Source organism: Pseudothauera lacus, from assembly GCF_003034845.1.
Lineage (GTDB): Bacteria > Pseudomonadota > Gammaproteobacteria > Burkholderiales > Rhodocyclaceae > Pseudothauera > Pseudothauera lacus.
This window is the reverse complement of sequence record NZ_PZKC01000002.1, coordinates 127,637-152,525: the sequence shown is the minus strand read 5'-3', so window position 1 is coordinate 152,525 and position 24,889 is coordinate 127,637. Positions and strand designations below refer to the sequence as shown.

The 24,889-nt window shown below is 68.4% G+C and carries 21 protein-coding genes; 14 read left to right on the top strand and 7 right to left on the bottom strand.

Features of this window, described 5'->3' with window-relative positions; genetic code table 11:
* Positions 1-24: 24 nt before the first annotated feature.
* The 5 genes from C8261_RS02670 to C8261_RS02650 all read right to left on the bottom strand — a co-directional run bounded on the left by C8261_RS02670 (position 25) and on the right by C8261_RS02650 (position 6,603).
* Positions 25-3,894 carry a DUF3683 domain-containing protein gene (locus C8261_RS02670; protein ID WP_107492119.1) on the bottom strand — a complete coding sequence of 1,290 codons (3,870 nt, stop codon included), beginning with the start codon at positions 3,892-3,894 and terminating at the stop codon, positions 25-27.
* A gap of 121 nt (positions 3,895-4,015) precedes the next feature.
* The gene (locus C8261_RS02665) at positions 4,016-4,372 is read right to left on the bottom strand and encodes a RidA family protein (protein ID WP_107492118.1); all 357 of its coding nucleotides are present in this window, start codon (positions 4,370-4,372) and stop codon (positions 4,016-4,018) included.
* Between the two features lie 22 nt (positions 4,373-4,394).
* On the bottom strand, positions 4,395-5,048 hold the full coding sequence (locus tag C8261_RS02660; RefSeq protein ID WP_235864812.1) for a c-type cytochrome: 654 nt from the start codon (positions 5,046-5,048) through the stop codon (positions 4,395-4,397).
* A 72-nt stretch (positions 5,049-5,120) separates the two neighbouring features.
* Positions 5,121-6,155: a UDP-N-acetylmuramate dehydrogenase gene (gene murB, locus C8261_RS02655; protein ID WP_107492117.1), complete on the bottom strand. Its 1,035-nt coding sequence runs from the start codon at positions 6,153-6,155 to the stop codon at positions 5,121-5,123.
* Complete coding sequence (locus C8261_RS02650; RefSeq protein ID WP_107492116.1) at positions 6,145-6,603, bottom strand: PACE efflux transporter; 459 nt, start codon at positions 6,601-6,603, stop codon at positions 6,145-6,147. Before C8261_RS02650 ends, murB begins: the two co-directional genes overlap by 11 nt.
* A 209-nt stretch (positions 6,604-6,812) precedes the next feature.
* Here C8261_RS02650 and C8261_RS02645 point away from each other — a divergent pair, with 209 nt between their 5' ends.
* The 13 genes from C8261_RS02645 to C8261_RS02585 all read left to right on the top strand — a co-directional run bounded on the left by C8261_RS02645 (position 6,813) and on the right by C8261_RS02585 (position 21,833).
* Positions 6,813-8,066, top strand: coding sequence for an MFS transporter (locus C8261_RS02645; protein ID WP_107492115.1), 1,254 nt, complete (start codon positions 6,813-6,815; stop codon positions 8,064-8,066).
* 61 nt (positions 8,067-8,127) lie between these two features.
* Positions 8,128-10,392, top strand: a complete 2,265-nt coding sequence (gene ggpS / locus C8261_RS02640; protein ID WP_107492114.1) for a glucosylglycerol-phosphate synthase — start codon at positions 8,128-8,130, stop codon at positions 10,390-10,392.
* 160 nt (positions 10,393-10,552) lie between these two features.
* Positions 10,553-11,392, top strand: coding sequence for an ABC transporter ATP-binding protein (locus tag C8261_RS02635; protein WP_107492113.1), 840 nt, complete (start codon positions 10,553-10,555; stop codon positions 11,390-11,392).
* The gene (locus C8261_RS02630) at positions 11,392-12,096 is read left to right on the top strand and encodes an ABC transporter ATP-binding protein (RefSeq protein ID WP_107492112.1); all 705 of its coding nucleotides are present in this window, start codon (positions 11,392-11,394) and stop codon (positions 12,094-12,096) included. The genes C8261_RS02635 and C8261_RS02630 overlap by 1 nt, the downstream gene beginning before the upstream one ends.
* Before the next feature lie 12 nt (positions 12,097-12,108).
* Complete coding sequence (locus tag C8261_RS02625) at positions 12,109-12,978, top strand: branched-chain amino acid ABC transporter permease (protein WP_107492111.1); 870 nt, start codon at positions 12,109-12,111, stop codon at positions 12,976-12,978.
* 2 nt (positions 12,979-12,980) lie between these two features.
* On the top strand, positions 12,981-13,925 hold the full coding sequence (locus C8261_RS02620; RefSeq protein WP_107492110.1) for a branched-chain amino acid ABC transporter permease: 945 nt from the start codon (positions 12,981-12,983) through the stop codon (positions 13,923-13,925).
* Between the two features lie 82 nt (positions 13,926-14,007).
* A complete protein-coding gene (locus C8261_RS02615; protein ID WP_107492109.1) occupies positions 14,008-15,213 on the top strand; it encodes an ABC transporter substrate-binding protein in 1,206 nt (401 codons plus the stop codon).
* A gap of 421 nt (positions 15,214-15,634) precedes the next feature.
* On the top strand, positions 15,635-16,663 hold the full coding sequence (locus tag C8261_RS02610) for an amino acid ABC transporter substrate-binding protein (RefSeq protein ID WP_107492108.1): 1,029 nt from the start codon (positions 15,635-15,637) through the stop codon (positions 16,661-16,663).
* A 116-nt stretch (positions 16,664-16,779) separates the two neighbouring features.
* Positions 16,780-17,925: an amino acid ABC transporter permease gene (locus C8261_RS02605; RefSeq protein WP_107492107.1), complete on the top strand. Its 1,146-nt coding sequence runs from the start codon at positions 16,780-16,782 to the stop codon at positions 17,923-17,925.
* A 4-nt stretch (positions 17,926-17,929) separates the two neighbouring features.
* Positions 17,930-19,027, top strand: a complete 1,098-nt coding sequence (locus C8261_RS02600) for an amino acid ABC transporter permease (protein WP_107492106.1) — start codon at positions 17,930-17,932, stop codon at positions 19,025-19,027.
* A 59-nt stretch (positions 19,028-19,086) separates the two neighbouring features.
* On the top strand, positions 19,087-19,815 hold the full coding sequence (locus C8261_RS02595; protein WP_107492354.1) for an amino acid ABC transporter ATP-binding protein: 729 nt from the start codon (positions 19,087-19,089) through the stop codon (positions 19,813-19,815).
* Between the two features lie 225 nt (positions 19,816-20,040).
* Positions 20,041-20,622, top strand: coding sequence for a DOMON-like domain-containing protein (locus tag C8261_RS02590; protein WP_107492353.1), 582 nt, complete (start codon positions 20,041-20,043; stop codon positions 20,620-20,622).
* On the top strand, positions 20,619-21,833 hold the full coding sequence (locus tag C8261_RS02585) for an exo-beta-N-acetylmuramidase NamZ family protein (protein ID WP_107492105.1): 1,215 nt from the start codon (positions 20,619-20,621) through the stop codon (positions 21,831-21,833). The genes C8261_RS02590 and C8261_RS02585 overlap by 4 nt, the downstream gene beginning before the upstream one ends.
* A gap of 21 nt (positions 21,834-21,854) precedes the next feature.
* Here C8261_RS02585 and C8261_RS02580 read toward each other — a convergent pair whose 3' ends face one another.
* Positions 21,855-22,730: an AraC family transcriptional regulator gene (locus C8261_RS02580; RefSeq protein ID WP_235864810.1), complete on the bottom strand. Its 876-nt coding sequence runs from the start codon at positions 22,728-22,730 to the stop codon at positions 21,855-21,857.
* 71 nt (positions 22,731-22,801) lie between these two features.
* Here C8261_RS02580 and C8261_RS02575 point away from each other — a divergent pair, with 71 nt between their 5' ends.
* On the top strand, positions 22,802-24,064 hold the full coding sequence (locus tag C8261_RS02575) for an MFS transporter (protein ID WP_107492352.1): 1,263 nt from the start codon (positions 22,802-22,804) through the stop codon (positions 24,062-24,064).
* Position 24,065: 1 nt separating this feature from the next.
* Here the strand turns inward: C8261_RS02575 and C8261_RS17130 are convergent, their stop codons facing one another.
* Positions 24,066-24,875, bottom strand: a complete 810-nt coding sequence (locus C8261_RS17130) for a hypothetical protein (protein WP_146161635.1) — start codon at positions 24,873-24,875, stop codon at positions 24,066-24,068.
* Positions 24,876-24,889 lie beyond the last annotated feature (14 nt).

Genomic DNA, 24,889 nt, shown 5'->3' with positions numbered 1-24,889 from the left:
AGCCCGGGAGCGCATGCCCTCCCCTTACAGCAGCACGCGCTCGATGCCGCCGTTATTGGCGCGTGCGACGTATTCAGGCAGCCAGTTCTCGCCGAGCAGGTGGCGGGCGAGTTCGACGACGATGTAGTCCGGCTCCACGCCGCCGCCATCGTTCGCGTAACGGTGCATGCCCTGCAGGCAGGACGGGCAGGAGGTGAGGATCTTCACCCTGGCATCGGTATCGTCGCCGCGCAGCGCCGCCGCGCCCTTCTCGATCTCTTCCTGCTTGCGGAAGCGCACCTGGGTGGAGATGTCCGGGCGAGCCACCGCCAGGGTGCCGGATTCGCCGCAGCAGCGGTCGGAGAGGTCGACGCGCGTGCCCATCAGCTCATTGGCCACCTTGATGCCCTGATACTGCTTCATCGGCGTGTGGCAGGGCTCGTGGTACATGTACTTCACGCCCTGCACACCTTCGAGCCTGACGCCCTTCTCCATCAGGTACTCGTGGATGTCGAGCAGGCGGCAGCCGGGGAAGATCTTCTCGAACTCGTACTTCTGCAGCTGATCCATGCAGGTGCCGCAGGACACGATCACCGTCTTGATGTCGAGATAGTTGAGCGTGTTGGCGACGCGGTGGAAGAGCACGCGGTTGTCGGTGGTGATCTTCTGCCCCTTGGCCTCTTCCCCCGCGGCGGTCTGCGGATAGCCGCAGCACAGGTAGCCGGGGGGCAGCACGGTCTGCGCGCCGACCTGATAGAGCATGGCCTGGGTGGCCAGGCCGACCTGGCTGAACAGCCGCTCCGAGCCGCAGCCGGGGAAGTAGAACACCGCCTCCGATTCGCTGCTGGTCTTGAGCGGGTCGCGAATCACCGGGATGACCTTGTCGTCCTCGATGTCGAGCAGCGCGCGGCTGGTCTTCTTGGGCAGGTTGCCCGGCATGGGCTTGTTGATGAAGTGGATCACCTGCGCCTTCAGCGTCGCCTTGCCGAGGGTGGCCGGCGGAGCCTTGAGCTGGGGCTGCACCAGGCCGAGCGCCTTGCCGACCTTGTGGCCGAGGCGCTGGGCCTTGTAACCCCACTCGATCATGCCCTTGCGGATCAGCTTGATGGTGGCCGGATCGCGGATGGTGAGGAAGGCCATCGCCGCGGCCTTGCCGGGGTTGAAGGACTTCTTGCCCTGCTTCCTGAGCAGGTTGCGCATCTTGATCGACACGTCGCCGAAGTCGATGTCCACCGGGCAGGGCTTCTCGCACTTGTGGCACACCGTGCAGTGATCGGCGACGTCCTCGAACTCCGCCCAGTGGGCGAGCGAGACGCCGCGGCGGGTCTGCTCTTCGTAGAGCATGGCCTCGATCAGCAGCGAGGTGCTGAGGATCTTGTTGCGCGGGCTGTAGAGCAGGTTGGCGCGCGGCACGTGGGTGGAGCACACCGGCTTGCACTTGCCGCAGCGCAGGCAGTCCTTGATGTCATGGGCGATCTCGCCGATCTCGGATTGCTCCATGATCAGCGATTCGTGCCCCATCAGGTTGAAGCTGGGGGTGTAGGCATTGTCGAGATTGCCGCCCTTCATCAGCTTGCCGCGGTTGAAGCGGCCCTCGGGATCGACCTTCTGCTTGTAGGCCCAGAAGCTCGCCATTTCCTCGTCGGTAAGGTAGTCGAGCTTGGTGATGCCGATGCCGTGCTCGCCGGAGATCACCCCGTCGAGGCTGCGCGCCAGCGCCATGATGCGGTCCACCGCGCGGTTGGCGGTCTGCAGCATCTCGTAGTGGTCGGAGTTGACCGGGATGTTGGTATGCACGTTGCCGTCGCCGGCGTGCATGTGGAGGGCGACGAAGACGCGCCCGCGCAACACTTCCTTGTGGATCGCGGCGACGCGTTCGAGCACCGGGGCGAACACCACGCCCTCGAAGATCTTGTCCACGCGCGGCTTGAGCTCGGCCTTCCACGACACGCGGATGGAGTAGTCCTGCAGGCGGTGGAAGAGCCGCGGTTCGGCGGCGCGGTTGGTGAGCTCGCCGGCGACGATGCCGAACTCGGCGAAGCGCGCCTCGGCCTCGGCGAGCGGCAGGTCGAGGCTGTCGAGCAGCCACTGCCAGCGCGCGCGCACGCTGTCCACGTAGGCCAGCGCGGCCTCGCGGCGGTCGCCGATGATGACGTCGCGGTCAATGCCGGCATCACCCTGGTCGAGCGGCAGCGCGCCACGCAGGAACTCCGCCAGCGCGTCACAGAGCTGCAGCTTGTTGTGGATCGACAGCTCGATGTTGATGCGCTCGATGCCGTCGCAGTACTCGCCCATGCGCGGCAGCGGGATGACCACGTCCTCGTTGATCTTGAAGGCGTTGGTGTGGCGCGAGATCGCCGCGGTGCGGCTGCGTTCCATCCAGAAGCGCTTGCGCTGCTCGGGGCTGACCGCGATGAAGCCCTCCGAACCGCGCACGTTGGTCATGCGCACGACCTCGGAGGCGGCCGTCATCACCGCGTCCTCGTCGAAGCCGACGATGTCGCCGATGAGCACCATCTTGGGGCGGCCGTGGCGCTTCGCCTTGGTGGTGTAACCGACCGCGTTCACATAGCGTTCGTCGAGGTGTTCGAGGCCGGCGAGGAGCACACCGGCGCTGTTGCCGGCACCGCCAGGCTTGAAGTAGTCGGTGATCTCGACGATCGCCGGCACCGCCTCGCGCACCTGGCCGAAGAACTCCAGGCACACCGTGCGGGTGACCGGCGGCATCTTGTGCAGCACCCAGCGCGCGGCGACGATGAGGCCGTCGGTGCCTTCCTTCTGCACCCCGGGGATGCCACCGAGGAACTTGTCGGTGACGTCCTTGCCGAGGCCATCCTTGCGGCAGTGCGCGCCCGGCATGGAGAGGACTTCCTCACCCAGCGGGGCGTAGCTGAGGCCGTCGAAGCGGCGCAGGCGGAAGCGCGCGATGTGCTGCTCGTGGATCTTGCCGAAATTGTGGTCGAGGCGTTCGACCTCCAGCCAGTTGCCGTCCGGCGTGACCATCTTCCACCACGCCAGGTTGTCCAGCGCGGTACCCCACAGCACGGCCTTCTTGCCGCCGGCGTTCATGGCGATGTTGCCGCCCACACAGGACGCGCTCGCCGAGGTCGGATCGACGGCGAACACCCGCCCGGCGGCACTGGCCGCTTCGGCGACGCGCTCGGTGACCACGCCGGCACCGGTGCGGATGGTGGCATAGGGCGAGGCCATCGGCTTGCCGTCGGCGTCGGGCAGCACCATCTCTTCGACGCCGCCGATGGCGATCAGCTTCTCGGTGTTGATCACCACCGAGCGCGCATCCAGCGGCACCGCGCCGCCGGTGTAGCCGGTGCCACCGCCACGCGGGATGATGGTCAGGCCCTGCTCGATACAGGCACGCACGAGCGGCGCCATCTCCTCCTCGGTGTCCGGGTAGAGGACGACGAAGGGGTACTCCACCCGCCAGTCGGTGGCGTCGGTGACATGGGAGACGCGCGCGTGGCCGTCGAAGCAGATGTTGTCACGGCGCGTATGGCGCCCCAGCGCGCGTGCCACGGCCTTGCGGCGGCGCGCGGTGTCGGCGAACCAGTGTTCGAAGTCGGCCACCGCCTCGCGGGCACGGGCGATCAGCAGGGCGACGCGCTCGTTGCCCTGGCGGCGTTTCTCGACCTCGCTGACGCGGTGGTTGAGGGCGCCGATGAGCGCCTCGCGGCGCTCGCGACTGGCCAGCAGGTCGTCTTCGAGGTAGGGATTGCGGCGCACCACCCAGATGTCGCCGAGCACCTCGTAGAGCATGCGCGCCGAACGGCCGGTGACGCGCTCGCCGCGCAACTCGTCAAGCACCCCCCAGGCTTCCGCGCCGAGCAGGCGGATGACGATCTCGCGATCCGAGAACGACGTGTAGTTGTAGGGGATTTCTCGCAGGCGTTGGGTCATTGGCGCACCGGGCTTACTGCTGCAGGGGAACCTGTGATTCTAACCAAGCGCAGTGCAACACGCAGCACAAATCAAGACCTTATGACGCGCAGGGACAAATGTGCACCTGCAGCAAACGGACTCAGAGGCGGGCTGCGGTGAGGGCGATCTCCACCCGCCAGCCCGGGCGCGCCAACCCCGCCACCCGTACGCAGGCCCGCGCGGGGGCACAGCCGGGGGGCAGCCAGGCGTCCCAGACCTCGTTCATGCCGTCATAGTCGGCCATGTCGACGAGGTAGATGGTGGCCATCAGGATGCGCGACTTGGCGCTGCCGGCCTCGGCGAGCAGGCGCTCGAGGCCGGCAAGGGTCTCGGCGGTCTGGGTGCGGATGTCGGTGTCCGCGCTCGCCGGCACCTCGACGGTGTACACCACCCCGGCGTGGGTGGTGGAGTCGGCGTAACGGGCGGTCACGCCGCGGCGCTGGATGTCGTCTTCCATGGCAGCAGAAGCGCGCAGGGGCTCAGGGCAGGCTGGAGAGGTATTCCGCCATCAGCTCGATGTTGTCGCGCCCGAGCTGTGACACCGCGGCGGTCATCGGCGGGTAGAAGCGCTCGCCGGACATGGTCAGGTAGCGCCGCAGGCTGATGCGGATGTACTCCGGCTGCTGACCGGCGAGGCGCGGGAAATCCTTGCCGCCGTGGGCATCTTCCTGGTGGCAGCGCGCGCAGTACATTCCGAACAGCTGCGCACCCTGGGCGGTGCGCGGCCCCGGCGCGGTGGCCGGCGGCACGTTCTGGGCGGCGTACATGAGGGCGATGGCGGCCTTCTCACGCTCGTTGAGCACGCGCATCAGGCCTTCCATGAAGGCATCCTTGCGTTCGCCGGAAAGGAAGGCCTCGATCTGGGTGAGGACGTACTGCGGATGCTGGCCGGCCAGGTTGGGCACGTTGCCGAAGCGACTGATGCCGGCCTCGCCGTGGCAGTTGGCGCAGAAGAAGGCAGCCTTGGCGCCTTCGGCGACCAGGGTCTGGCGCAGCGCCGGATCGGCCGCCGCACGGCTGACCAGGTCGGCGGCCTCGCCGGCACCGTGAGCCATGACACTGCCGGCGAGCAGGAACGCCGCCGACAAGGTACGTACACCATTGAACCAGGCCCGGGAGGAATTGATGGGCATCACAAGTTCTCCGCATTGAGTACGGCAAGGCGGCCTGGAGCGCCGCCACATGACCTGCGATCTTAGCATGCCCTATGCGAATACCGGTTCCACTTCCAGCTCTACGCCGAAGCGCGCCGCGACGTCGGCGCGGATCGCCGCCGCCACCCGGCGCACGTCCTCGCCACGGGCGCCGCCATGGTTGACCAGCACCAGCGCCTGCCCGGCATGGCAGCCCACGGCGCCGTCACGGCGCCCCTTCCAGCCGCACTGCTCGATCAGCCAGCCGGCGGCGAGCTTGATCTGGCCGTCGGCCTGCGGGTAGTGCGGCAGGGCCGGCCACTGCGCATGCAGGGCGGCAAAGCGGGCGCCATCGACGAGCGGATTCTTGAAGAAGCTGCCGGCGTTGCCGAGCTGCGCAGGGTCGGGCAGCTTGCGCTGGCGGATGGCGATCACCGCGTCGGAGACCTGGGTCGGCGTCGGCGCCGCCCACCCGCGCGCGGCCACTTCGCGCGCCAGTTCGGGGTAGCCCAGCGCGGGCTGCCAGCACCGCGGCAGACGAAAGCGCACCGCGGTGATCAGCCAGCGCCCGGGCTGGCGGCGGAACACACTGTCGCGGTAGGCGAAGGCGCACTCCTGCGCAGTGAAGCGGCGCAGCGTCGCGCTGTCGAGATCGACCGCTTCCACCGTATCGCAGTGCGCCGCCAGCTCCACTCCGTAGGCGCCGATGTTCTGTACCGGCGCCGCACCGACGGTGCCGGGAATCAGCGACAGGTTCTCCAGCCCCGGCCAGCCCTGCGCCAGCGTCCAGCGCACGAAGTCGTGCCACGGCTCACCCGCAGCCGCCTCCACCCACCAGGCGCCGTCGTCCTCGCCACACAGGCGGCGCCCGCGCAAGGCCACGTGCACCACCAGACCGGGATAGTCGCCCGCGAAGATGAGGTTGCTGCCCCCGCCCAGCACCAGCCGGCGGTCCGCAGCGGGCCACTGCGGGCTGCCGATCAGCGCCTGCAGCGCGGCGATGTCGTCGATCGCCACGTAGCGCTGCGCGCGCGCCGACAGGCCGAAGGTATTGAAGGCGTCGAGAGCGACGTCGCTGTGCACGGCGGGAAGGGCATCAGTCGGCATGGCGGGGATCCGCGGCAATCGGAAAGTAGCGGTCGTAGGTGAGATTGAAGAGGAAGGCATAGGCCACGTAGGCCGCCGCCAGGCCAATGTCGGCGAGCAGCGCCTCCACCCAGCCCATACCGGTCCACCACATGATCACCGGCAGGCTCATCAGCAGCAGGCCGGTCTCGAAACCGAAGGCGTGCAGCACGCGCAGGCGCACCGGGCGGCGATCGGCAGTGCGGCCGGTGAGGCGGCCCTCGAACCAGTCGAAGGCGGTGTTGTAGCTGGCGTTCCACAGCGCCGCGATGAGGGCGATGAGTGCCAGCAGGCCGACCGACTCGGCCAGCGGCACGCCGCTCAGCCACGCAAAGGGCGGGGTGATCAGCAGCAGCCCGCCGAGTTCGAACAGGCTGATCTGGCGCACGCGATCCCAGAACGAACGAAGCTTAGGCGCAGGTGCGGACACGGTCGGAGAAGCAGGAAGGCAATCGCCAACGATAGGAGGGAACGCGCGCCGAAGCAAGCGCTGCGGGAGCCGCCAGCTTGGGCAGGGCGGGCATTGCTGTTACAATATTTGCACCAATATATCAGCCCATGGCCCCGTGGCGATCCTGCGGGGCCTTGCGTTGCACGCGTGATCACGCCGCGGCGCGCGGGCGAGGAGTCCGTCCCCGCATGTTGCCCCTGCTGCTCCCCATCGGTGCCCTGCTCGCCGGCGTCGCCCTGATGCTGCTCGGCACCGGCCTGCTCAACACCCTGCTGGCCCTGCGCGGCAGCATGGAGGGCTACAGCGACCAGACCCTCGGGTTGATCGGTTCGGCGTATTTCCTCGGCTTCTTCGCCGGCACCTTCGTCGCCCCCGCCCTCATCCGCCGCATGGGCCATGTGCGCGCCTTCGGCTTCTTCGCCGCAGCGGCGGCGGCCAGTGTGCTGGGGCACGTGCTGGTCGTCGATGCGCTGGTGTGGATGGTGCTGCGGGTGGTCACCGGCATTGCCCTGGTGGGCTTCTACACGGTGATCGAGAGCTGGCTCAACAGCCAGGCGCCGGGGGCGCGGCGCGGGCAGGTGTTCGCGGTATACATGGCGGTGAACCTGTTCGCGCTGGCCGGCGCCCAGCAGTTTCTCCACCTGGCATCGCCGGCGGCATTCACGCTGTTTGCGGTGGCGGCGATCTTCGTCATCGTCGCGGTGATGCCGGTGATGGCCACCCGCCTGCCTCCGCCGCCGCTGAGCGACACCCCGCGCCTGCCGCTGTCGCGGCTGTGGCAGGCCGCGCCGGTGGCGATCTTCGGCGCCCTCGCCTCGGGGCTGGCGATGGGGGCCTTCTGGGGGCTGGGCGCGGTATATGCGGGGCGTCTGGGGCTGGAGGAAGCCGGCGTGGCCACCTTCATCACCCTCGCCATTCTTGCCGGGGCGCTGCTGCAACTGCCCTTCGGACGCCTCTCCGACAGCATCGACCGCCGCCGCGCGCTGGCGCTGATCTGCGCCGTCGCTGCCACCGGCGGCGTGCTGATGGCCATCCTCGGCGGCTTCGGCAAGGCGGTGCTGGCAGGTGCGGTGGTCTTCGGGGCGGCGGCCTTCGCGGTATATCCGGTGGTGGTCGCCCACCTCATCGACCACCTCCACCAGGAGGACATCCTTTCCGGCAACGCCGCGCTGCTGCTCTTGCACGGTGCCGCGGCGGCGCTCGGCCCGGCTCTGGCCGGGATGCTGATGAGCCTGCTCGGCGCCGCCGCCCTGCCGCTCTACTTCAGCGTCTGCTTCGGCGCCGCAGCGCTCTTTGCCGCGCTCAGCTCGCGCCGCGGCGCCGACGAGATCGTCGACGAGGCCGCGCACTTCATGCCCCTGCTGCGCACCTCGCCGGCGGCGCTGGAGATGATGACCCCGGAGGACAGCGCCGCCACGGAGGCCACCGCCGCGCCCCGTTGATCCCGCTCACCCACGTTGTCGGCATCCGTGTCGGCGTTCACGCATCACAGGAGAAACGCACATGCTGCTCGCAACCGATCTGGACGGTACCTTTCTCGCCGGCGATCCGGAAAACCGCCAGCGCCTCTACCAGCTCATCAACGCCCACCCCGAGATCAGCCTTGCGTTCGTCACCGGACGCGGCCTGGAGGTGGTGCTGCCGCTGCTTTCCGATCCGACCATCCCGGTGCCGGACTACATCATCTGCGACGTCGGTGCCACGGTGGTCGATGGCCACAGCCGCCAGGCCGTGCTGCCGCTGCAGACCGAGATCGAGGCACGCTGGCCCGGCGAACGCGCGGTCGCGGACGCGATGGCGCCTTTCGCCGACCTGGAGCGCCAGGAGGTGCCGCAGCAGCGCCGCTGCTCGTACTTCTGCGCTGCCGAGGCGGTGAGCCCGGAGATCCACCGCGTCGCCGCGCAGCTCGACTGCGAGGTGCTGTTCTCCGCCGGCATGTACCTCGACATCCTGCCGCGCGGCGTCAACAAGGGCAGCACCCTGCGTGCCCTGGTCGCCCACCTCGGCATCGATCCCGGCGAGGTGCTGGTGGCTGGCGACACCCTGAACGACCTGTCGATGTACGAGGTCGGCTTCAAGGGCGTGTGCGTCGGCGAGTCCGAGCCGGCGCTGCTGGAGGCCACCCGCGACCGCGCGCTGGTGCTGCATTCCGTGCATACCGGCTGTGGCGGCATCCTTGAGGCGATCGGCCATTTCGGCTTCCTCGGCCCCCAGGGAGTGGATGCCGAGCTGCGCGCGATGGAGGCGCGCGGGCGCTCCGAGCTGGTCATGGTGTACCACCGCCTGCCCTACGAGGAGGCCTTCGAGGATGGCCGACTGGTGCGCCGGCGGCCGACCTCGCCGAACGGCATCATCCCCACCCTGCTCGGTTTCTTCGGCGACGGCCGGCGTGGCGCCTGGGTGGCGTGGTCGATCCACGACCCCAGGAAGGCGATCCCTTTCGAGATTCACACCGATGTCGATCGCGAGCGCTTCCCCAACCTCGTGGCAGCACGCGTACCGCTCAGCAAGGACGACGTGGACGTGTTCTACAAGCGCTTTTCCAAGGAGGCCTTCTGGCCCACGCTGCATACCTTCTGGGAGCGCGCGGTGTTCCGCGACGAGGACTGGGCGGTGTTCCTCAAGGTCAACCGCCTGTTTGCCGAGCGCACCGCCGCGGAAGCGGCCGAGGGCGCGGTGGTGTGGCTGCACGACTACAACCTGTGGATGACGCCGGCCTTCCTGCGCGAACTGCGCCCGGATCTCAGGATCGCCTTCTTCCACCACACCTACTTCCCCTCCGCAGACGTCTTCAACGTCCTGCCGTGGCGCCGCGAGATCGTCGGCAGCCTGCTGCAGTGCGACTACGTCGGCTTCCACATCCCGCGCCAGGCGGAGAACTTCGTCGACGTGGCGCGCGGCGTGGCGCCGGTGAAGGTGCTGGAGACGCGCAACTGCGCACCGCGCTTTCTCAGCTACGGCTGTGCGGTGGGACTCGACGAGATGACCACCGCCATCGAGGTACACGGCCGCCGCATCGGCCTCGGTGCCCACCCGGTGGGCCTCGACGTCGGCCGCGTGCGCCAGATCCTCGACGACCCCAAGACCGCCGGGCGCATGGCCGCGCTGCGCAGCGAACTCACCGGCCAGCGCGTCATCCTGTCGGTCGAGCGGCTCGACTACACCAAGGGCACGCTGGAGAAGCTGGGCGCTTTCGAGGCCCTGCTCGACAGCCATCCCGAACTGCTCGGCAAGGTCTCCCTGCTCGCCGTGTGTGTGCCGGCGGCGCGCGAGATGACCATTTACGACACCCTGCAGACGCAGATCGAGCAGGCCGTGGGACGCCTCAACGGGCGCTTCTCGCGGGTGGGGTGGACGCCGGTGCAGTTCTTCTTCCGCGCCCTGCCCTTCGAGGAGGTGGTGGCCTGGTACGCAATGGCCGACGTGATGTGGATCACCCCGCTGCGCGACGGCCTCAACCTGGTGGCCAAGGAATATGTCGCCGTGCAGGGGCTGACCGAGGGGCGCGGCGTGCTGGTGCTGTCGGAGTTTGCCGGCGCGGCCGCCGAGCTGCACGGCGCGGTGCTGACCAACCCCCACGATCCGGCGGATCTGCGCGACAAGCTCTATCTGGGCATCGCCATGAACCGCCCCGAGGCCGAAGCGCGCCTGCGCGAGCTCTTCGGCGTCGTCCAGCACAATGACATCCACCGCTGGGGGCAGGATTTCCTCGACGCCGTGGCCGACAGCTGCGCCGCCGCCCGCAGCGCCGAATGCACCCCCGCATGAGGTACCGGGCACTGCGGTAGACCCGGACTTTGCGCCACTTTCGCAATACGGTAATCTGCCTGCCCCAAGTATCGAAACAATCCGCCTGCAGACGGCATCAAGCCGCCGTCCTGCGGGCTCTTGCCGCGTGCCACGAAGCACGGCGGCGACAGGAACAGACATGCTAGAAGTGGACGGCCTGGTCAAGGCGTTCGGGGGCTTTCGCGCGGTGGACGGCTGTACGCTGCGCGTCAACAAGGGCGAGATCCTCGGCCTCATCGGCCCCAACGGCGCCGGCAAGACCACCCTATTCAACCTCATCGCCGGCGCGCTGCAACCGAGCGGCGGCACCATCCGCTTTCTCGGCGAGGACGTCACCCCGCTGTCCACCGACGCCCTGTTCCACAAGGGCCTGGTGCGCACCTTCCAGATCCCGCACGAATTCCATCGCCTCACCGCGCTGGAGAACCTCATGATGGTGCCGCCCGGGCAACCCGGCGAGAACCTCTTTGCCAACTGGCTGGCATGGGGCAAGGTGCAGCGCGTGGAAGACGAGGTACGCCGCAAGGCCGAAGACACCCTGGCCTTCCTGGAACTCAGCCATGTCGCCCACGAGCGTGCCGGCAACCTCTCCGGCGGGCAGAAGAAGCTGCTCGAACTGGGCCGCACGATGATGACCGACGCCAAGCTGGTGCTGCTCGACGAGCCCGCGGCCGGGGTCAACCGCACCCTGCTGCGCAAGCTGGAGGAGAAGATCCTCATCCTCAACCGCGAACGTGGCTACACCTTCATCCTCATCGAACACGACATGGAGATGATCGAGAAGCTCTGCCACCCTGTGGTGTGCATGGCCGAAGGCAAGGTGCTGATCGAAGGCGACTTCCACACCGTGCGCTCCGACCCGCGCGTGCTCGAGGCCTACCTTGGCGAGACCCCTGCGGCAATCGAGCGCAACGAATTCGAGCACGACCCGAAAGTCGAGGAACTGCGCGAGCAGGAACTGCACAAGGAGGACCTCTGATGCCCCTGCTCGACATGAAGGCCGTGCGCGGCGGCTACGGCGACGCCGACATCCTGCAGGGGGTGTCGATCACCGTCGCCGAGAAGGAGATCGTCGTCATCGTCGGCCCCAACGGCGCCGGCAAATCCACCGCCATGAAGGCTGTCTTCGGCCTGCTCAACGTGCGCGGCGGCAGCATCGTCTTCGACGGCGAGGACATCACCGGCTGGGCGCCCAACCGCATCGTGCAGCGCGGCATCTGCTACGTGCCGCAGGTGGACAACGTGTTCCGCGAGATGACGGTGCATGAGAACTTCGAGATGGGCGGCTTCCTGCGCAAGGGCGACCTCTCCGCCGCCTACGAACGCGTCTATGAGCTCTTTCCCGACCTCAAGGCCAAGCGCAGGAACCTCGCCGGCGACCTCTCCGGCGGCCAGCGCCAGATGGTGGCGATGGGGCGCGCGCTGATGCTCGACCCCAAGCTGCTGCTGCTCGACGAACCCACCGCCGGCCTGTCGCCCAAGTACATGGAGCAGATCTTCCAGATCACCCGCGACGTGCGCGATGCCGGCGTCTCCATCCTGCTGGTCGAACAGCACGCCAAGCAGGCACTGGCCTTCTGCGACCGCGGCTACGTGCTGGCCACCGGCGCCAACCGCCACGAAGGCACGGGCCAGGCCCTGCTCGCCGATCGCGAAGTGGCCGAGATGTTCCTCGGCGGCTGAGAGAATCCATCCATGACCCTGCTCGACTTCATCAACTTCTACCTGGTGCCGGGCATCGTGCTCGGCTCCATCTACGCGGTGGGCGCCATCGGCATCACGCTGGTGTTCGGCATCCTGCGCTTCGCCCATTTCGCCCACGGCGACATGGCCACCCTCGGCGCCTTCATCGCGCTCGCCCTGGTCACCGCCGGGATGGACCCATGGACGGCGCTGCCGCTGGCGATGGCGATCACCGCCGGGGTGGCGATCGGCATCGACCGCACTTTCTACGACTACCTCAAGGCGCGTCCCAAGATCGTCACCGTGATGGCCTCGCTGGGCGTGGCGCTGATGCTGCGCTCGGTGGTGCAGATGCTATGGGGAGTGGACCCCACCACCTACGTCACCGGCATCGTCCGCCCCACCGACTACTTCGGCATCCTGCTGCGCCCGCGCGAGCTGTACACCCTTACCGCGGTGGTGCTCATCGTCGTCGGCCTGGAGCTCTTCCTGCGGCGCTCGAAGTGGGGCAAGGCAATGCGCGCGATGTCCGACAACCCCGACCTCGCCCGCCTCTCCGGGGTGGATAACCGCAAGGTCACCATGCTCACCTGGGCCATCGTCGGCGCCCTCACCGCGGCCTCCGGCTTCATGCTCGGCATCAACACCGAAGTCGAATCGATGATGGGCTGGCACCTGCTGCTGCCGATGTTCGCCGCCGCCATCCTCGGCGGCGTCGGCCGCGTGCAGGGCGCGGTGCTCGGCGGCCTGATCGTCGGCATTGCCGAAGAGCTGTCGGTGTTCATCCTGCCGGCGCAGTACAAGGCCGCCACCGCCTTCGCCCTGCTCCTCCTGATCCTGCTGGTCCGCCCGCGCGGCCTGCTCAACGGCAAGGTGCTGTAACCATGGATATCGTCGGCCTCGCCAACTACGCGGTCTTCATGGCCATCCTGATCGGCATCTACGCCCTGCTCGCCCTCGGGCTGAACATTCAGTGGGGCTTCTCCGGCCTGTTCAATGCCGGCATCGCCGGCTTCTTCGCCATCGGCGCCTACACCTCGGCGATCATCACCAGCATCCCTGCCGCGCACCGCCTCGGCGGCTTCGAGCTGCCACTGCTGCTCGGCTGGGCCGGCGCAATGGTGGTGGCCGCGGCCATCGCCTGGCCGATCGGGAAGATCTGTCTGCGCTTCCGCGCCGACTACCTCGCCATCGCCACCATCGGTATCGCCGAGATCATCCGCCTGGTGATCCGCACCGAAGGCTGGCTGACCGGCGGCGTGCGCGGCATCACCGGCGTACCGCGGCCCTTCGGCGACCTGCCCTACATGCAGTCGCAAATCGCCTACCTGGCCATCGTCATCGTCCTCGTGCTGCTCGCCTACCTGCTCGTCGAACGCCAGCTGAAGGCACCGTGGGGGCGCATGATGCGCGCCATCCGCGACAACGAGAACGCCGCCGCCGCAATGGGCAAGCAGATCGCCGCGCGCCGCCTGCAGGCCTTCGTCTTCGGCTCCGCGCTGATGGGCCTGGCGGGCGCGCTGTTCGTGCACTTCAACCGTTCGATCACGCCCGAGGCGATCGACCCGATGATCGCCACCTTCCTGATCTGGATCATGCTCATCCTTGGCGGCTCGGGCAACAACCGCGGCGCCATCCTCGGCGCGGCGGTAATCTGGATAATCTGGTCGGTGTCCGAACTGCTCACCGACCGCCTGCCCACCGAACTGGCCATCCAGGCCAAGTACGTGCGGGTGTTCATCATCGGCCTGACCCTGCAGCTGGTGCTGCGCTTCCGCCCCGAAGGCATACTGCCGGAGCGTCAGCCAGTGCCGCCGCCGCGCACCTGAGCAGGCGCAGGACAGAATCGCCGACGCTTTCCGTTGTGATTTTCTACCACGTGCCCACGGGCACTTTCAGGAGGTGACGATAGTGAACAAGAAGACCCTCGCCAGCCTTGTCGGCGCCGTGCTCGGCGCTGCCGTGCTGACTGCGCCGGCCCACGCGCAGAACGTCAAGGTCGGCCTGCTCGGCGGCATCACCGGCCCCATCGCGGCGATGGCGCCGTCGATGCTCGACGCCTCGCGTCTGGCCTTCAACCAGGTCAATGAACAGGGCGGCATCCTCAACGGCGGCCGCCTCGAAGTAGTCGTCGGCGACAGCGCCTGCAATCCGCAGAACGCCACCGACGCCGCCACCAAGGCGGTCAACATCGATCGTGTCATCGCCACGGTGGGCCCGCACTGCTCGGGCGCCGTGCTTGCCGCCACCAACTCGGTGGCCGTGCCCGCCGGCGTGCTGGTGGTGACCCCGTCGGGCACCTCGCCCGAGATCACCCGCATCAACGACCGCGACCTGGTCTTCCGCACCGTGCCCTCCGACGACTACCAGGGCCGCGCCCTGGCGCGTACCCTGAAGGCCCGCGGCATCACCAAGGTGGCGGTGGCCTACCTCAACAACGACTACGGCAAGGGTCTGGCTGAATCCTTCAAGGCCGAGTTCGAAGCCGGCGGCGGCACCATTGCCGGTTACTCCGGGCATGAGGACGGCAAGGCCTCCTACCGCTCCGACCTCGCCCAGCTCGCCCGTGGCGGCGCCGACACCCTGGTGATCTTCGACTATGGCGACGGCACCGGCCTGACCATCCTGCGCCAGGCGCTGGAGAACAACTTCTTCAAGACCTTCATCGGCGCCGACGGCATGAAGTCCGAAGCGGTGATCCGTTCGCTGGGTGCGGCCAACCTCACCAACTTCTTTGCCTCCGCCCCGGTCGGCGAAGCTTCCGCCTCGCTCGACGCCTTCCGCACGGCCTTCTCGGCTGCCGGCGGCAACCCCGACGCGATCTTCACCACCACCTCCTACGATGCCGCCTTCCTGGTCGCGCTGGCCATCGAGAAGGCTGGCGGCGACCGCAGCAAGCTTGCCGAGGCGCTGCGTGCGGTGGCCTCCGCGCCGGGCGAGCCGATCCTCCCCGGTGAGTGGGCAAAGGCCAAGAAGCTGATCGCCGAAGGCAAGGACATCGACTACAAGGGCGCCGCCGGCGACCACGAGTTCGACAGGGCCGGCGACGTGCCCGGCCAGTACGCCTTCTTCAAGGTCAGCGGCAACACCTACGAAGCCGTCGGCGAGATGAAGTAAGCGGCATCGGCGCTGCCTCAAGCGCACAGGGCCGTACGGGGATACCCGTACGGCCCTTTTTCTTGTGCATTGCGGGAAGCACGATCAGGGACAACCCTGAGGCGCGCATGGCGATGCACCAGCACGCGCTCCGCAACGCCCCACAGTGGGGCGGAAACACTGTCTTTTCTGCATCCGCACCGCTGCCCAGGCCTGTGCCACCGCCGTGCTGGCGCACTGCAGCATGGCTGGCACGCTCCCTGCTCTATGGATGCAAGGTGCTGCGCAGAATGGTGTTGGGGCTTTCCCTAAAGCCATTGCACAGCTTTTTCGCAGGGCCAATACTGCCCCCTCGCGGCCTCGCCGCACACCCTGCCGGGGCACGGCAGGCTCCCACAAGGAGCGCCGCGCCGCGGCGACTCATATCTTTCGGAGGTGTTGCATGAAGATTGTCAAATCCACGCTGGTATCCGCCGTCACCGTCGCCGCACTCGGCCTCTCCGCGCAGGCCAGTGCCGGCACCACGCTCGACGCCGTGGTCAAGAAGGGTTTCGTGCAGTGCGGAGTCAGCGACGGGCTGCCCGGCTTCTCCTATACCGATGCACGCGGCAACTTCCTCGGCATCGACGTCGATGTCTGCCGCGGCGTGGCCGCCGCACTGTTCGGCGATGCCAGCAAGGTGCGCTTCACCCCGCTGACCGCCAAGGAGCGCTTCACCGCGCTGCAGTCCGGCGAGGTCGACATCCTCTCCCGCAACACCACCTGGACCAGCTCGCGCGATGCCGGCATGGGCCTCAACTTCACCGGCGTGACCTATTACGACGGCCAGGGCTTCCTGGTCAGCAAGAAGCTCGGCGTCACCAGCGCCAAGCAGCTCGACGGCGCCGCGGTGTGCATCCAGGCCGGCACCACCACCGAGCTCAACCTCTCCGACTACTTCCGCGCCAACGGCATGAAGTACACCCCGATCACCTACGACAAGTCCGACGAGACCGTGAAGGCGCTCGAAGCCGGGCGCTGTGACGTGCTGACCTCCGACCAGTCGCAGCTCTACGCCCAGCGCATCAAGCTCGCCGACCCCGAGGCCTACATCGTGCTGCCCGAAGTGATCTCCAAGGAGCCGCTCGGCCCGGTGGTGCGCCAGGGTGACGACGAATGGTTCAACATCGTGCGCTGGACGCTGTTCGCGCTGGTGAACGCGGAGGAACTGGGCATTACCTCGGCCAACGTCGAGAACCTCGCGCGCAGCTCGCAGAACCCCGACGTGCGCCGCATGCTGGGCGCCGAAGGCGAGTACGGCAAGGATCTGCGCCTGCCGCGCGACTGGGCCGTGAAGCTGGTCAAGCAGGTCGGCAACTACGGCGAGATGTTCGAGCGCAACGTCGGCATGGGCAGCGAACTGAAGATCCAGCGCGGCCTCAACGCGCTGTGGAACGCCGGCGGCCTGCAGTACGCCCCGCCGATCCGCTGAGCGCCTTCCCCGCCTGAGGGCACCGCCGCGCCCGCGCGGCGGTGCCCTTCCCATCCACCCTTGTTGAAGGGTCTGCCATGCAGAATCCGGCAAGCGGGCCGTCCGTACGCGGCTCGATGATGACCGACCCCAAGGTGCGCGCATGGGCCTTCCAGCTCATCGCCATCGCCGCCGTACTTGCCGCCGGCTGGTACCTGTTCCACAACACGCAGAGCAATCTGGCGCAGCGCGGCATCACCTCGGGCTTCGCCTTCCTGAACAATTCCGCCGGCTTCGGCATCCTGCAATCGCTGATCGACTACACCGAGAGCGACACCTACGGCCGCGTCTTCGTCGTCGGCCTGCTCAACACCCTGCTGGTGTCGGTGCTGGGCATCGCCATCGCCACCGTCATCGGTTTCGTCATCGGCGTCGCCCGGCTGTCGCCGAACTGGCTGATCAGCCGCCTCGCCGCGGTGTACATCGAGATCTTCCGCAACATCCCGCCCTTGCTGCAGATCTTCTTCTGGTACTTCGCCGTGCTGCGCGCCATGCCGCCGCCGCGCCAGAGCCATGAGCTGGGCGAGACCGTCTTCCTCAACATCCGCGGCCTCTACCTGCCCTCGCCGGGTGCCGGCGAAGGGCTGTGGCCCTTCCTCATCGCCCTCGCAGTGGCCCTCGTCGCCAGCGTGGTTCTGGTGCGCTGGGCACGCGCACGCCAAGAAGCCAGCGGCCAGCGCTTCCCGGTCAGCCTCGGCGTCATCGCCCTGCTGGTGGTGCTCCCCGGCATCGCCGCGGCAGTGGCCGGCAACCCCTTCGTGTGGACGGTGCCGGAACTCACCGGCTTCAACTTCCGCGGCGGCTGGGTGGTGATTCCGGAACTGGTGGCACTGACCCTGGCGCTGTCGATCTACACCGCGGCCTTCATCGCCGAGATCGTGCGTTCCGGCATCCAGTCGGTGAGCCACGGGCAGACCGAGGCGGCACGCTCGCTGGGGCTGCGCCCGGGGCACACGCTGCGCCTGGTGATCATCCCGCAGGCGATGCGGGTAATCATCCCGCCGCTCACCAGCCAGTACCTCAACCTGGTCAAGAACTCCTCTCTGGCTGCCGCCATCGGCTACCCCGACCTGGTGTCGGTGTTCGCCGGCACGGTGCTCAACCAGACCGGCCAGGCCATCGAAACCATCGCCATCACCATGTCGGTGTATCTGGCGATCAGTCTGAGCATCTCCTTGCTGATGAACTGGTACAACAAGCGCATCGCGCTGGTGGAGCGCTGAGCCGATGAGCACACATGCCTTCAAACCCGATCTGCCGCCGCCCACGCTGTCGGTGGGCGCGCTGGGCTGGATGCGCGCCAACCTGTTCTCGAACTGGTTCAACACCGCGCTGACCTTCGCCGCGCTCTACCTGATCTGGCTGATCGTGCCGCCGGTGCTGAGCTGGGCGCTGTTCGACGCCACCTGGACGGGCAGCACCCGCGACGACTGCGCCGCCGGCAGCGGCGCCTGCTGGGTGTTCATCCAGAGCCGCTTCGCGCAGTTCATGTACGGCTTCTATCCGCCCGAGCTGCGCTGGCGGGTCGATCTAACCGTGGTGCTGGCCATCGTCGGTGCGGTACCGCTGTTCGTGCGCGCGATGCCGAAGAAGCTGGTGTACGGCGCCGCCTATCTGCTGGTCTATCCGTGGCTGGCGTTCTGGCTGCTGTACGGCGGCCTCGGCCTCGAGATCGTCGAGACCAGCCAGTGGGGCGGCCTGATGCTGACCCTGGTGATCGCCGTCGTCGGCATTGCCGGCGCCATGCCGCTGGGCATCCTGCTGGCCCTCGGGCGGCGCTCGGAGATGCCGGCGATCCGCGTCATCTGCGTCACCTTCATCGAGTTCTGGCGCGGCGTGCCGCTGATCACCGTGCTGTTCATGTCCTCGGTGATGCTGCCGCTGTTCCTGCCCGAACAGGTCACCATCGACAAGCTGCTGCGCGCGCTGATCGCGGTCATCCTCTTCGAGGCCGCCTACATCGCCGAAGTGGTGCGCGGCGGCCTGCAGGCCATCCCCAAGGGCCAGTACGAGGCCGCCCGCGCGCTGGGCCTGGGCTACTGGCGGATGATGGGCCTGGTGATCCTGCCACAGGCGCTGAAAATGGTCATTCCGGGCATCGTGAATACCTTCATCGCGCTCTTCAAGGACACCAGCCTGGTCATCATCATCGGCCTCTTCGACCTCTTCAACAGCATCCACCAGGCCACCGTGGACCCGGCCTGGCTGGGCTTCGCCATCGAAGGCTACGTCTTCGCGGCGCTGGTCTACTGGATCTTCTGCTTCGGCATGTCGCGCTATTCGATGCGCCTCGAACGCCGCCTGCACACCGGGCACAAACGCTAGACAGGAACGCTCTGGAAATGACTGAAAACAGCCACGCCCACACCCTGGGCGAAACCATCATGATCAGGATGGAAGGGGTCAACAAGTGGTACGGCGAGTTCCACGTCCTCAAGGACATCAACCTCGCCGTACGCCAGGGCGAACGCATCGTGCTGTGCGGCCCCTCGGGCTCGGGCAAGTCGACCACCATCCGCTGCCTGAACCGTCTCGAAGAACACCAGGCCGGCACCATCGTCGTCGACGGTGTCGAGCTGACCTCCGACCTCAAGCACATCGAGGCCATCCGCCGCGAGGTCGGCATGGTGTTCCAGCACTTCAACCTCTTCCCCCACCTCACCGTACTGCAGAACTGCACCCTGGCGCCGATGTGGGTGCGCAACATGCCCAAGCGCGAGGCCGAGGAAGTGGCCATGCATTATCTGGAGCGGGTACGCATCCCCGAGCAGGCGCTGAAGTACCCCGGCCAGCTCTCCGGCGGCCAGCAGCAGCGCGTGGCGATCGCCCGCGCGCTGTGCATGAAGCCCAAGATCATGCTGTTCGACGAGCCGACCTCGGCGCTCGATCCGGAGATGGTCAAGGAGGTGCTCGACACCATGATCCAGCTCGCCGACAGTGGCATGACCATGCTCTGCGTCACCCACGAGATGGGCTTTGCGCGCACCGTCGCGGACCGCGTGATCTTCATGGACCGCGGCGAGATCATCGAGCAGGCGCCACCGGAGGAGTTCTTCTCCAATCCGCAGAACGAGCGCACCAAGACCTTCCTCGGCCAGATCCTCAATCACTGAGCAACGCCGGCGCCGCCGGCTGCAAAGCCGGCTATGCCGCCCACCTGCGCGGCATTGGCGTACCGTAGCGTGCGCAACAGGCACTGGCCCGCATTTCTCGCACTCCCCCTGCTGCGGGTGCCGGTACGCACCGTACGCCCTCGCACCGCCGCGCCCCCCTGGTGACGTGCCAGGGTGAGAAATGCGGGCTACCATGTGCGCCTGCGCCCGACCGCCCCCCTGCCGATGCCCGCCCGCCTGCCCGCCTGCCTGTCACTGCAACCCCATCCGGCTAACCCCGCGACAGCCGTCGACGCCGTTGCGGTGAGCGTGGATCTGGGTGCTGACGGCGGCCTGCAGTTGCGCTACACCCTCAGCCACGACGGCCGCCTGCGCATCCCCCCCGCCCGCCCGCCCGGCGCAGCGGACGGGCTGTGGGCGCACACCTGCTGCGAAGTCTTTGTGGCGGTAGCCGGCGACACCGCCTACCGCGAGTTCAATTTCTCGCCCTCCGGCCAGTGGGCGGTCTACGACTTCGCCGACTACCGCCGCCGCGCGCCCGACACCGCGCTGCCACCCCCGCGGGTCGACAGCCACGACGACGGCACGGCTCTGCACCTGAGCGCCACCCTGCCCGCCACCGCCCTGCCGGCGGTGCCGCGCGGCCGCCTGCTGATGCTCGGCCTCAGCGTGGTGAGTGAGGATGCCGATGGCGCCCTGCAGTACTGGGCGCTGCGCCACCCCACCGCCCAAGCCGACTTCCACGACCGTCGCAGCTTTGCGCTGGCCCTTGCGCTGCCCGCCGCAACCACCCGAGAACACGCATGACCCACACCCAGTTCGGCCTCGACCGCCTGCTCGCCGACCCCGCCCTGCGCCGCCCGCTGGCCGGCCGCCGCCTCGCCCTGCTCGCCCATCCGGCCTCGGTCACCGCCGACCTCAGCCACGCCCTCGACGCCCTCGCCGCCCTGCCCGACCTGCGCCTCACCGCCGCCTTCGGCCCGCAGCACGGCCTGCGCGGCGACAAGCAGGACAACATGATCGAGTCGCCGGACTTCGAGGACCCCCTGCACCGCATCCCGGTGTTCAGCCTCTACGGCGAGGTGCGCCGCCCCACCGACGCGATGATGTCCACCTTCGACGTGCTGCTGGTGGACCTGCAGGATCTCGGCTGCCGCATCTACACCTTCATCACCACACTGCGCTACGTGCTGGAAGCCGCCGCGCGCCACGGCAAGTCGGTGTGGGTGCTGGACCGCCCCAACCCGGCCGGCCGCCCGGTGGAAGGCACCACCCTGCGCCCGGGCTGGGAGAGCTTTGTCGGCGCCGGCGCACTGCCGATGCGCCACGGCCTGACGATGGGCGAACTCGCCCACTGGTTCGTCGCCGAGCTCGGGCTCGACGTGGACCTGCAGGTCATCGACATGGCCGGCTGGCAGCCTGATGCCGCGCCCGGCTACGGCTGGCCGCTGGGCGAACGCAGCTGGGTGAATCCCAGCCCCAACGCCGCCAACCTGTGGATGGCGCGCAGCTACGCCGGCACGGTAATGCTGGAAGGCACCACGCTCTCCGAAGGGCGCGGCACCACCCGCCCGCTGGAGCTGTTTGGCGCACCGGACGTCGACGCCCGCGCCCTGCTCGCCGAGATGCACGCCCTCGCCCCCGCCTGGCTGGCCGGCTGCCGGCTGCGCGAATGCTGGTTCGAACCCACCTTCCACAAGCACGCCGGCAAGCTGTGCAACGGCGTGCACATCCATGTCGAAGACGGCGCCTACGCGCACGCCGCTTTCCGCCCCTGGCGCCTGCAGGCACTGGCCTTCAAGGCCCTGCGCCGGCTGCAGCCGGACTACCCGCTGTGGCGCGACTTCGCCTACGAGTACGAACACGACCGCCTCGCCATCGACCTGATCAACGGCGGCCCGGCGCTGCGCGAGTGGGTGGACGACCCCGCCGCCCGGCCCGCCGACCTGGACGCCCTCGCCAGCGCCGACGAAGCCGCCTGGCGCGAACGCAGCGCCCCCTTCCTGCGCTACCGCTGACAGCGGCGCCCAAACGCCCCCTCAGTCCTGCCGCACGCCAAGGAAGCGCGCCGGCGGCATGCCCACCGCGCGGCGCACCATGGCGCTGAAGGCGCTGGGGCTGTCGTAGCCCAGTTCGGCGGCGATCTGGTTGATCGGCCGCCGCCCCGCGGCGAGCGCCACGGCCTTGGCGAGGATCACCTGCTGGCGCCATTGCGAGAAGGTGCTGCCGAGTTCCTGGCGGAACAGGCGGGCCACGGTGCGCGCGCTGGCGCCGCTGTCGCGCGCCCACCCAGCCAGGGTGTCGTGGCGTGTGGGGTCGGCCAGCACCGCTTCGCAGAGGTGGCGCAGGCGCTTGTCGCGCGGCAGGTCCACGCCCAGGCGCACCGCGTGGGCGTTGCGCATCTCTTCCAGGATCAGCGCGCTCAGCAGGGCCTCGCGGCGCAGCACGGCGGGCGACAGCGGCGCCGCGTCGTCCGCCACGCCGGGCATCTCGCGCACCAGCGCGCGCAGCAGCTCGGAGACCTGCAGCACCCGGCACTGGCGCCACGGCTCTTCCTCGTCCGGCGCCACGTCCGGGCCGCAGCGCCCGGGCGGCTGGTAGAAGTACAGCGTGCGCAGGTCGGCATCCTCCACCATGGTCACCGCGTGCTCCACCCCGGGCGGTATCCACAGCGCGCGCGAGGGCGGCACGATGTAGGTGCCGCGCGGCACGCTGAGGCGGATCACCCCGGTGGTGGAGATCGCCATCTGCGCCCAGGCATGGCGGTGCGGCAGCACCTGGGTGGCCGCGCACAACTGGCGCACCTTGGCGCGCACCGGGCGCTCGCGCGTGGGCACGAACAGATGCGGGGTGACCGCGGTCACCGGTGCGGGCGCGGCCTGCGCTGCGGGGGCAGAAGGGGAAGGGCTCGGCATTGGCATGATCGCGACAGAACATGTCCTGCTATCGTAATCCCGCCTGCGCTGCCCTGCCTATGATGGCAATCATGAATCCCGCACACACCGCTTCCGCCCCACTGCAGCAGGATGCCCGCACCATCGGCCTGATCGGCCTGGCGCACGGCACCTCGCACTTCTTCCACATGCTGCTGCCGCCGCTGTTCCCCTTCCTGATCGGCGAGTTCGGCTTCAGCTATTCCGAGCTCGGCCTGCTGGTGTCGGTGTTCTTTGCCATCTCCGGCGTCGGGCAGGCGCTCGCCGGCTTCCTGGTCGATCGCGTCGGCGCGCGCCCGGTGCTGTTCATCGCCCTGGCCTGCTTCGCCGCTGCGGCCTTCAGCGCCGCCGCGGCCGACGGCTACGGCGGCCTGCTCGCCGCCGCGGCGCTGGCCGGACTGGGCAACGCGCCCTTCCATCCGGTGGATTTCACCATCCTCAACAAGCACGTCTCGCCGCAGCGCCTGGGGCATGGCTTTTCGGTGCACGGCATCTCCGGCAACCTCGGCTGGGCCGCCGCGCCCCTGTTCATGGCCGGCATCGCCAGCGCCAGCGGCTCCTGGCGCCTGGCCTGCGTGGCCGCCGGGGTGCTGGCGCTGGCGGTGCTGGCACTCATGCTGTGGCAGCGCGCCGCGCTCGACGACGGCCGCCGCGCCGCCGCCAACGCGCTCGCCGCAGGCGGCGCCAGCCCGCCCGAGCATGCGCTGGCCTTCCTGCGCCTGCCCTCGGTGTGGCTGTGCTTTTCCTTCTTCTTCTGGAGCACCTGCGCGCTCACCGCCATCCAGAGCTTCGCCAGCCCCGCCCTGCACAGCCTCTACGGCCTGCCGCTGTCGCTCACCGCGCTGGTGGTCAGCGGCTACATGCTGTGCGGCGCCGCCGGCATGGTGGCGGGCGGTTTCCTGGTGGCCCGCACGCAGCGCCTGGAGCAGGTCATCACCCCCAGCCTGCTCGCCGCCGCCACACTGCTCGCGCTCGCCGGCAGCGGCTGGCTGCCCGGCAGCGCGGCGCTCGCCGTGGCCGCGCTCGCCGGCCTGGGCAGCGGGCTGGCAGGCCCCTCGCGCGACATGCTGATCAAGCGCGCCGCGCCGCCGGGCGCCACCGGCCGGGTGTATGGCACCGTATATTCTGGCCTCGACCTCGGCTTCTGCCTGGCCGCCCCGGTGTTCGGTGCGATGCTCGACGCCGGCATGACCTCGGGCATCTTCTACGGCTCGGCCGCCGCGCTGGTGCTGGGCGTGGCCTCCGCCGGGCTGGTCGGCATCGGCGTCGCGACGCGTGCCGCGCAGCTACGCGCGGGGCAAGGCGCGCGCGCCTGATTCAGGGCTCGGTATAGTCCGAGCAATCGGGCAGTGGGGCGTCGGGCAGGTAGCCGCGGGCCTCCGGGTCGAACCGGTACAGTCTGTAATAGCTGCACTGCGGATCAGTTGCTTCAACGAGGTCGCCCTTGCGAAGCGGCTTACCGTCCCGTGAATCTCTGGAGCGCGACACCGGCCCCGGGAAGGAGGTCGCCTCGCTGCGGTAGTGCAGCAGCGGCATCCCGCCCGCGACTGCTTCTTCCGGGATGATAGTCGCGTCGAAGCTGTAAAGGTCGTGGCAGGCGCCGGCGCGGTGCTTCAGATCACGCTCGCTGAAACACGCCCGGATCATCACGTTGGCGCTGTAGGCAACGCTGAGAACTTCAAAGGGCAGCTGGCCGGGCAGGAAGGCAATGAGATGCAGGGTCGTCGAGTTGGCGCCGCCGCCCGAATACATCGCTGTTGCGTGAGTTTCCACACCTGCCAGCACACCCCCCTCGAAGCGGATGAGGCTGGGCCACAGACTGAATGAAGGGTCGTAGTCCCCGGAAGCGAGGCCCTCCAGACCATAGGTGGTGTGAGCAGGATCGTTCTGGCTGACAGACAGCCTGAGGGTCCAGCCCCCACGATGCGGCAAGCCGGTCTCGCATGCCTGGCCTTCACAACCAGGAGCCCATGGCGAAACTTCGGCGCAGAGACGGTCGGCCGTACAAGCTTGCATTACCTCGGCCTGGTTGCGAATGACCGTCAGTGCTTCCACAAGCGGCTGTGCAACGCATGCGGGGGACAGTGAGATCAGCACCATCGCTACAACAGGCACGCGCTGCGACATGGTTCACCTTGAGT

What these genes read in the sequence shown, in the direction of transcription:
- C8261_RS02635 (WP_107492113.1), top strand. Translation starts at nt 10,553, where the DNA reads ATGCTAGAAGTGGACGGCCTGGTCAAGGCGTTCGGGGGCTTTCGCGCG.
- C8261_RS17130 (WP_146161635.1), bottom strand. Translation starts at nt 24,875, where the DNA reads ATGTCGCAGCGCGTGCCTGTTGTAGCGATGGTGCTGATCTCACTGTCC.
- C8261_RS02605 (WP_107492107.1), top strand. Translation starts at nt 16,780, where the DNA reads ATGATGACCGACCCCAAGGTGCGCGCATGGGCCTTCCAGCTCATCGCC.
- C8261_RS02575 (WP_107492352.1), top strand. Translation starts at nt 22,802, where the DNA reads ATGAATCCCGCACACACCGCTTCCGCCCCACTGCAGCAGGATGCCCGC.
- ggpS (WP_107492114.1), top strand. Translation starts at nt 8,128, where the DNA reads ATGCTGCTCGCAACCGATCTGGACGGTACCTTTCTCGCCGGCGATCCG.
- C8261_RS02610 (WP_107492108.1), top strand. Translation starts at nt 15,635, where the DNA reads ATGAAGATTGTCAAATCCACGCTGGTATCCGCCGTCACCGTCGCCGCA.
- C8261_RS02660 (WP_235864812.1), bottom strand. Translation starts at nt 5,048, where the DNA reads ATGCCCATCAATTCCTCCCGGGCCTGGTTCAATGGTGTACGTACCTTG.
- C8261_RS02620 (WP_107492110.1), top strand. Translation starts at nt 12,981, where the DNA reads ATGGATATCGTCGGCCTCGCCAACTACGCGGTCTTCATGGCCATCCTG.
- C8261_RS02645 (WP_107492115.1), top strand. Translation starts at nt 6,813, where the DNA reads ATGTTGCCCCTGCTGCTCCCCATCGGTGCCCTGCTCGCCGGCGTCGCC.
- C8261_RS02625 (WP_107492111.1), top strand. Translation starts at nt 12,109, where the DNA reads ATGACCCTGCTCGACTTCATCAACTTCTACCTGGTGCCGGGCATCGTG.
- C8261_RS02630 (WP_107492112.1), top strand. Translation starts at nt 11,392, where the DNA reads ATGCCCCTGCTCGACATGAAGGCCGTGCGCGGCGGCTACGGCGACGCC.
- C8261_RS02600 (WP_107492106.1), top strand. Translation starts at nt 17,930, where the DNA reads ATGAGCACACATGCCTTCAAACCCGATCTGCCGCCGCCCACGCTGTCG.
- C8261_RS02590 (WP_107492353.1), top strand. Translation starts at nt 20,041, where the DNA reads ATGCCCGCCCGCCTGCCCGCCTGCCTGTCACTGCAACCCCATCCGGCT.
- C8261_RS02670 (WP_107492119.1), bottom strand. Translation starts at nt 3,894, where the DNA reads ATGACCCAACGCCTGCGAGAAATCCCCTACAACTACACGTCGTTCTCG.
- C8261_RS02580 (WP_235864810.1), bottom strand. Translation starts at nt 22,730, where the DNA reads ATGCCGAGCCCTTCCCCTTCTGCCCCCGCAGCGCAGGCCGCGCCCGCA.
- C8261_RS02665 (WP_107492118.1), bottom strand. Translation starts at nt 4,372, where the DNA reads ATGGAAGACGACATCCAGCGCCGCGGCGTGACCGCCCGTTACGCCGAC.
- C8261_RS02595 (WP_107492354.1), top strand. Translation starts at nt 19,087, where the DNA reads ATGATCAGGATGGAAGGGGTCAACAAGTGGTACGGCGAGTTCCACGTC.
- C8261_RS02585 (WP_107492105.1), top strand. Translation starts at nt 20,619, where the DNA reads ATGACCCACACCCAGTTCGGCCTCGACCGCCTGCTCGCCGACCCCGCC.
- murB (WP_107492117.1), bottom strand. Translation starts at nt 6,155, where the DNA reads ATGCCGACTGATGCCCTTCCCGCCGTGCACAGCGACGTCGCTCTCGAC.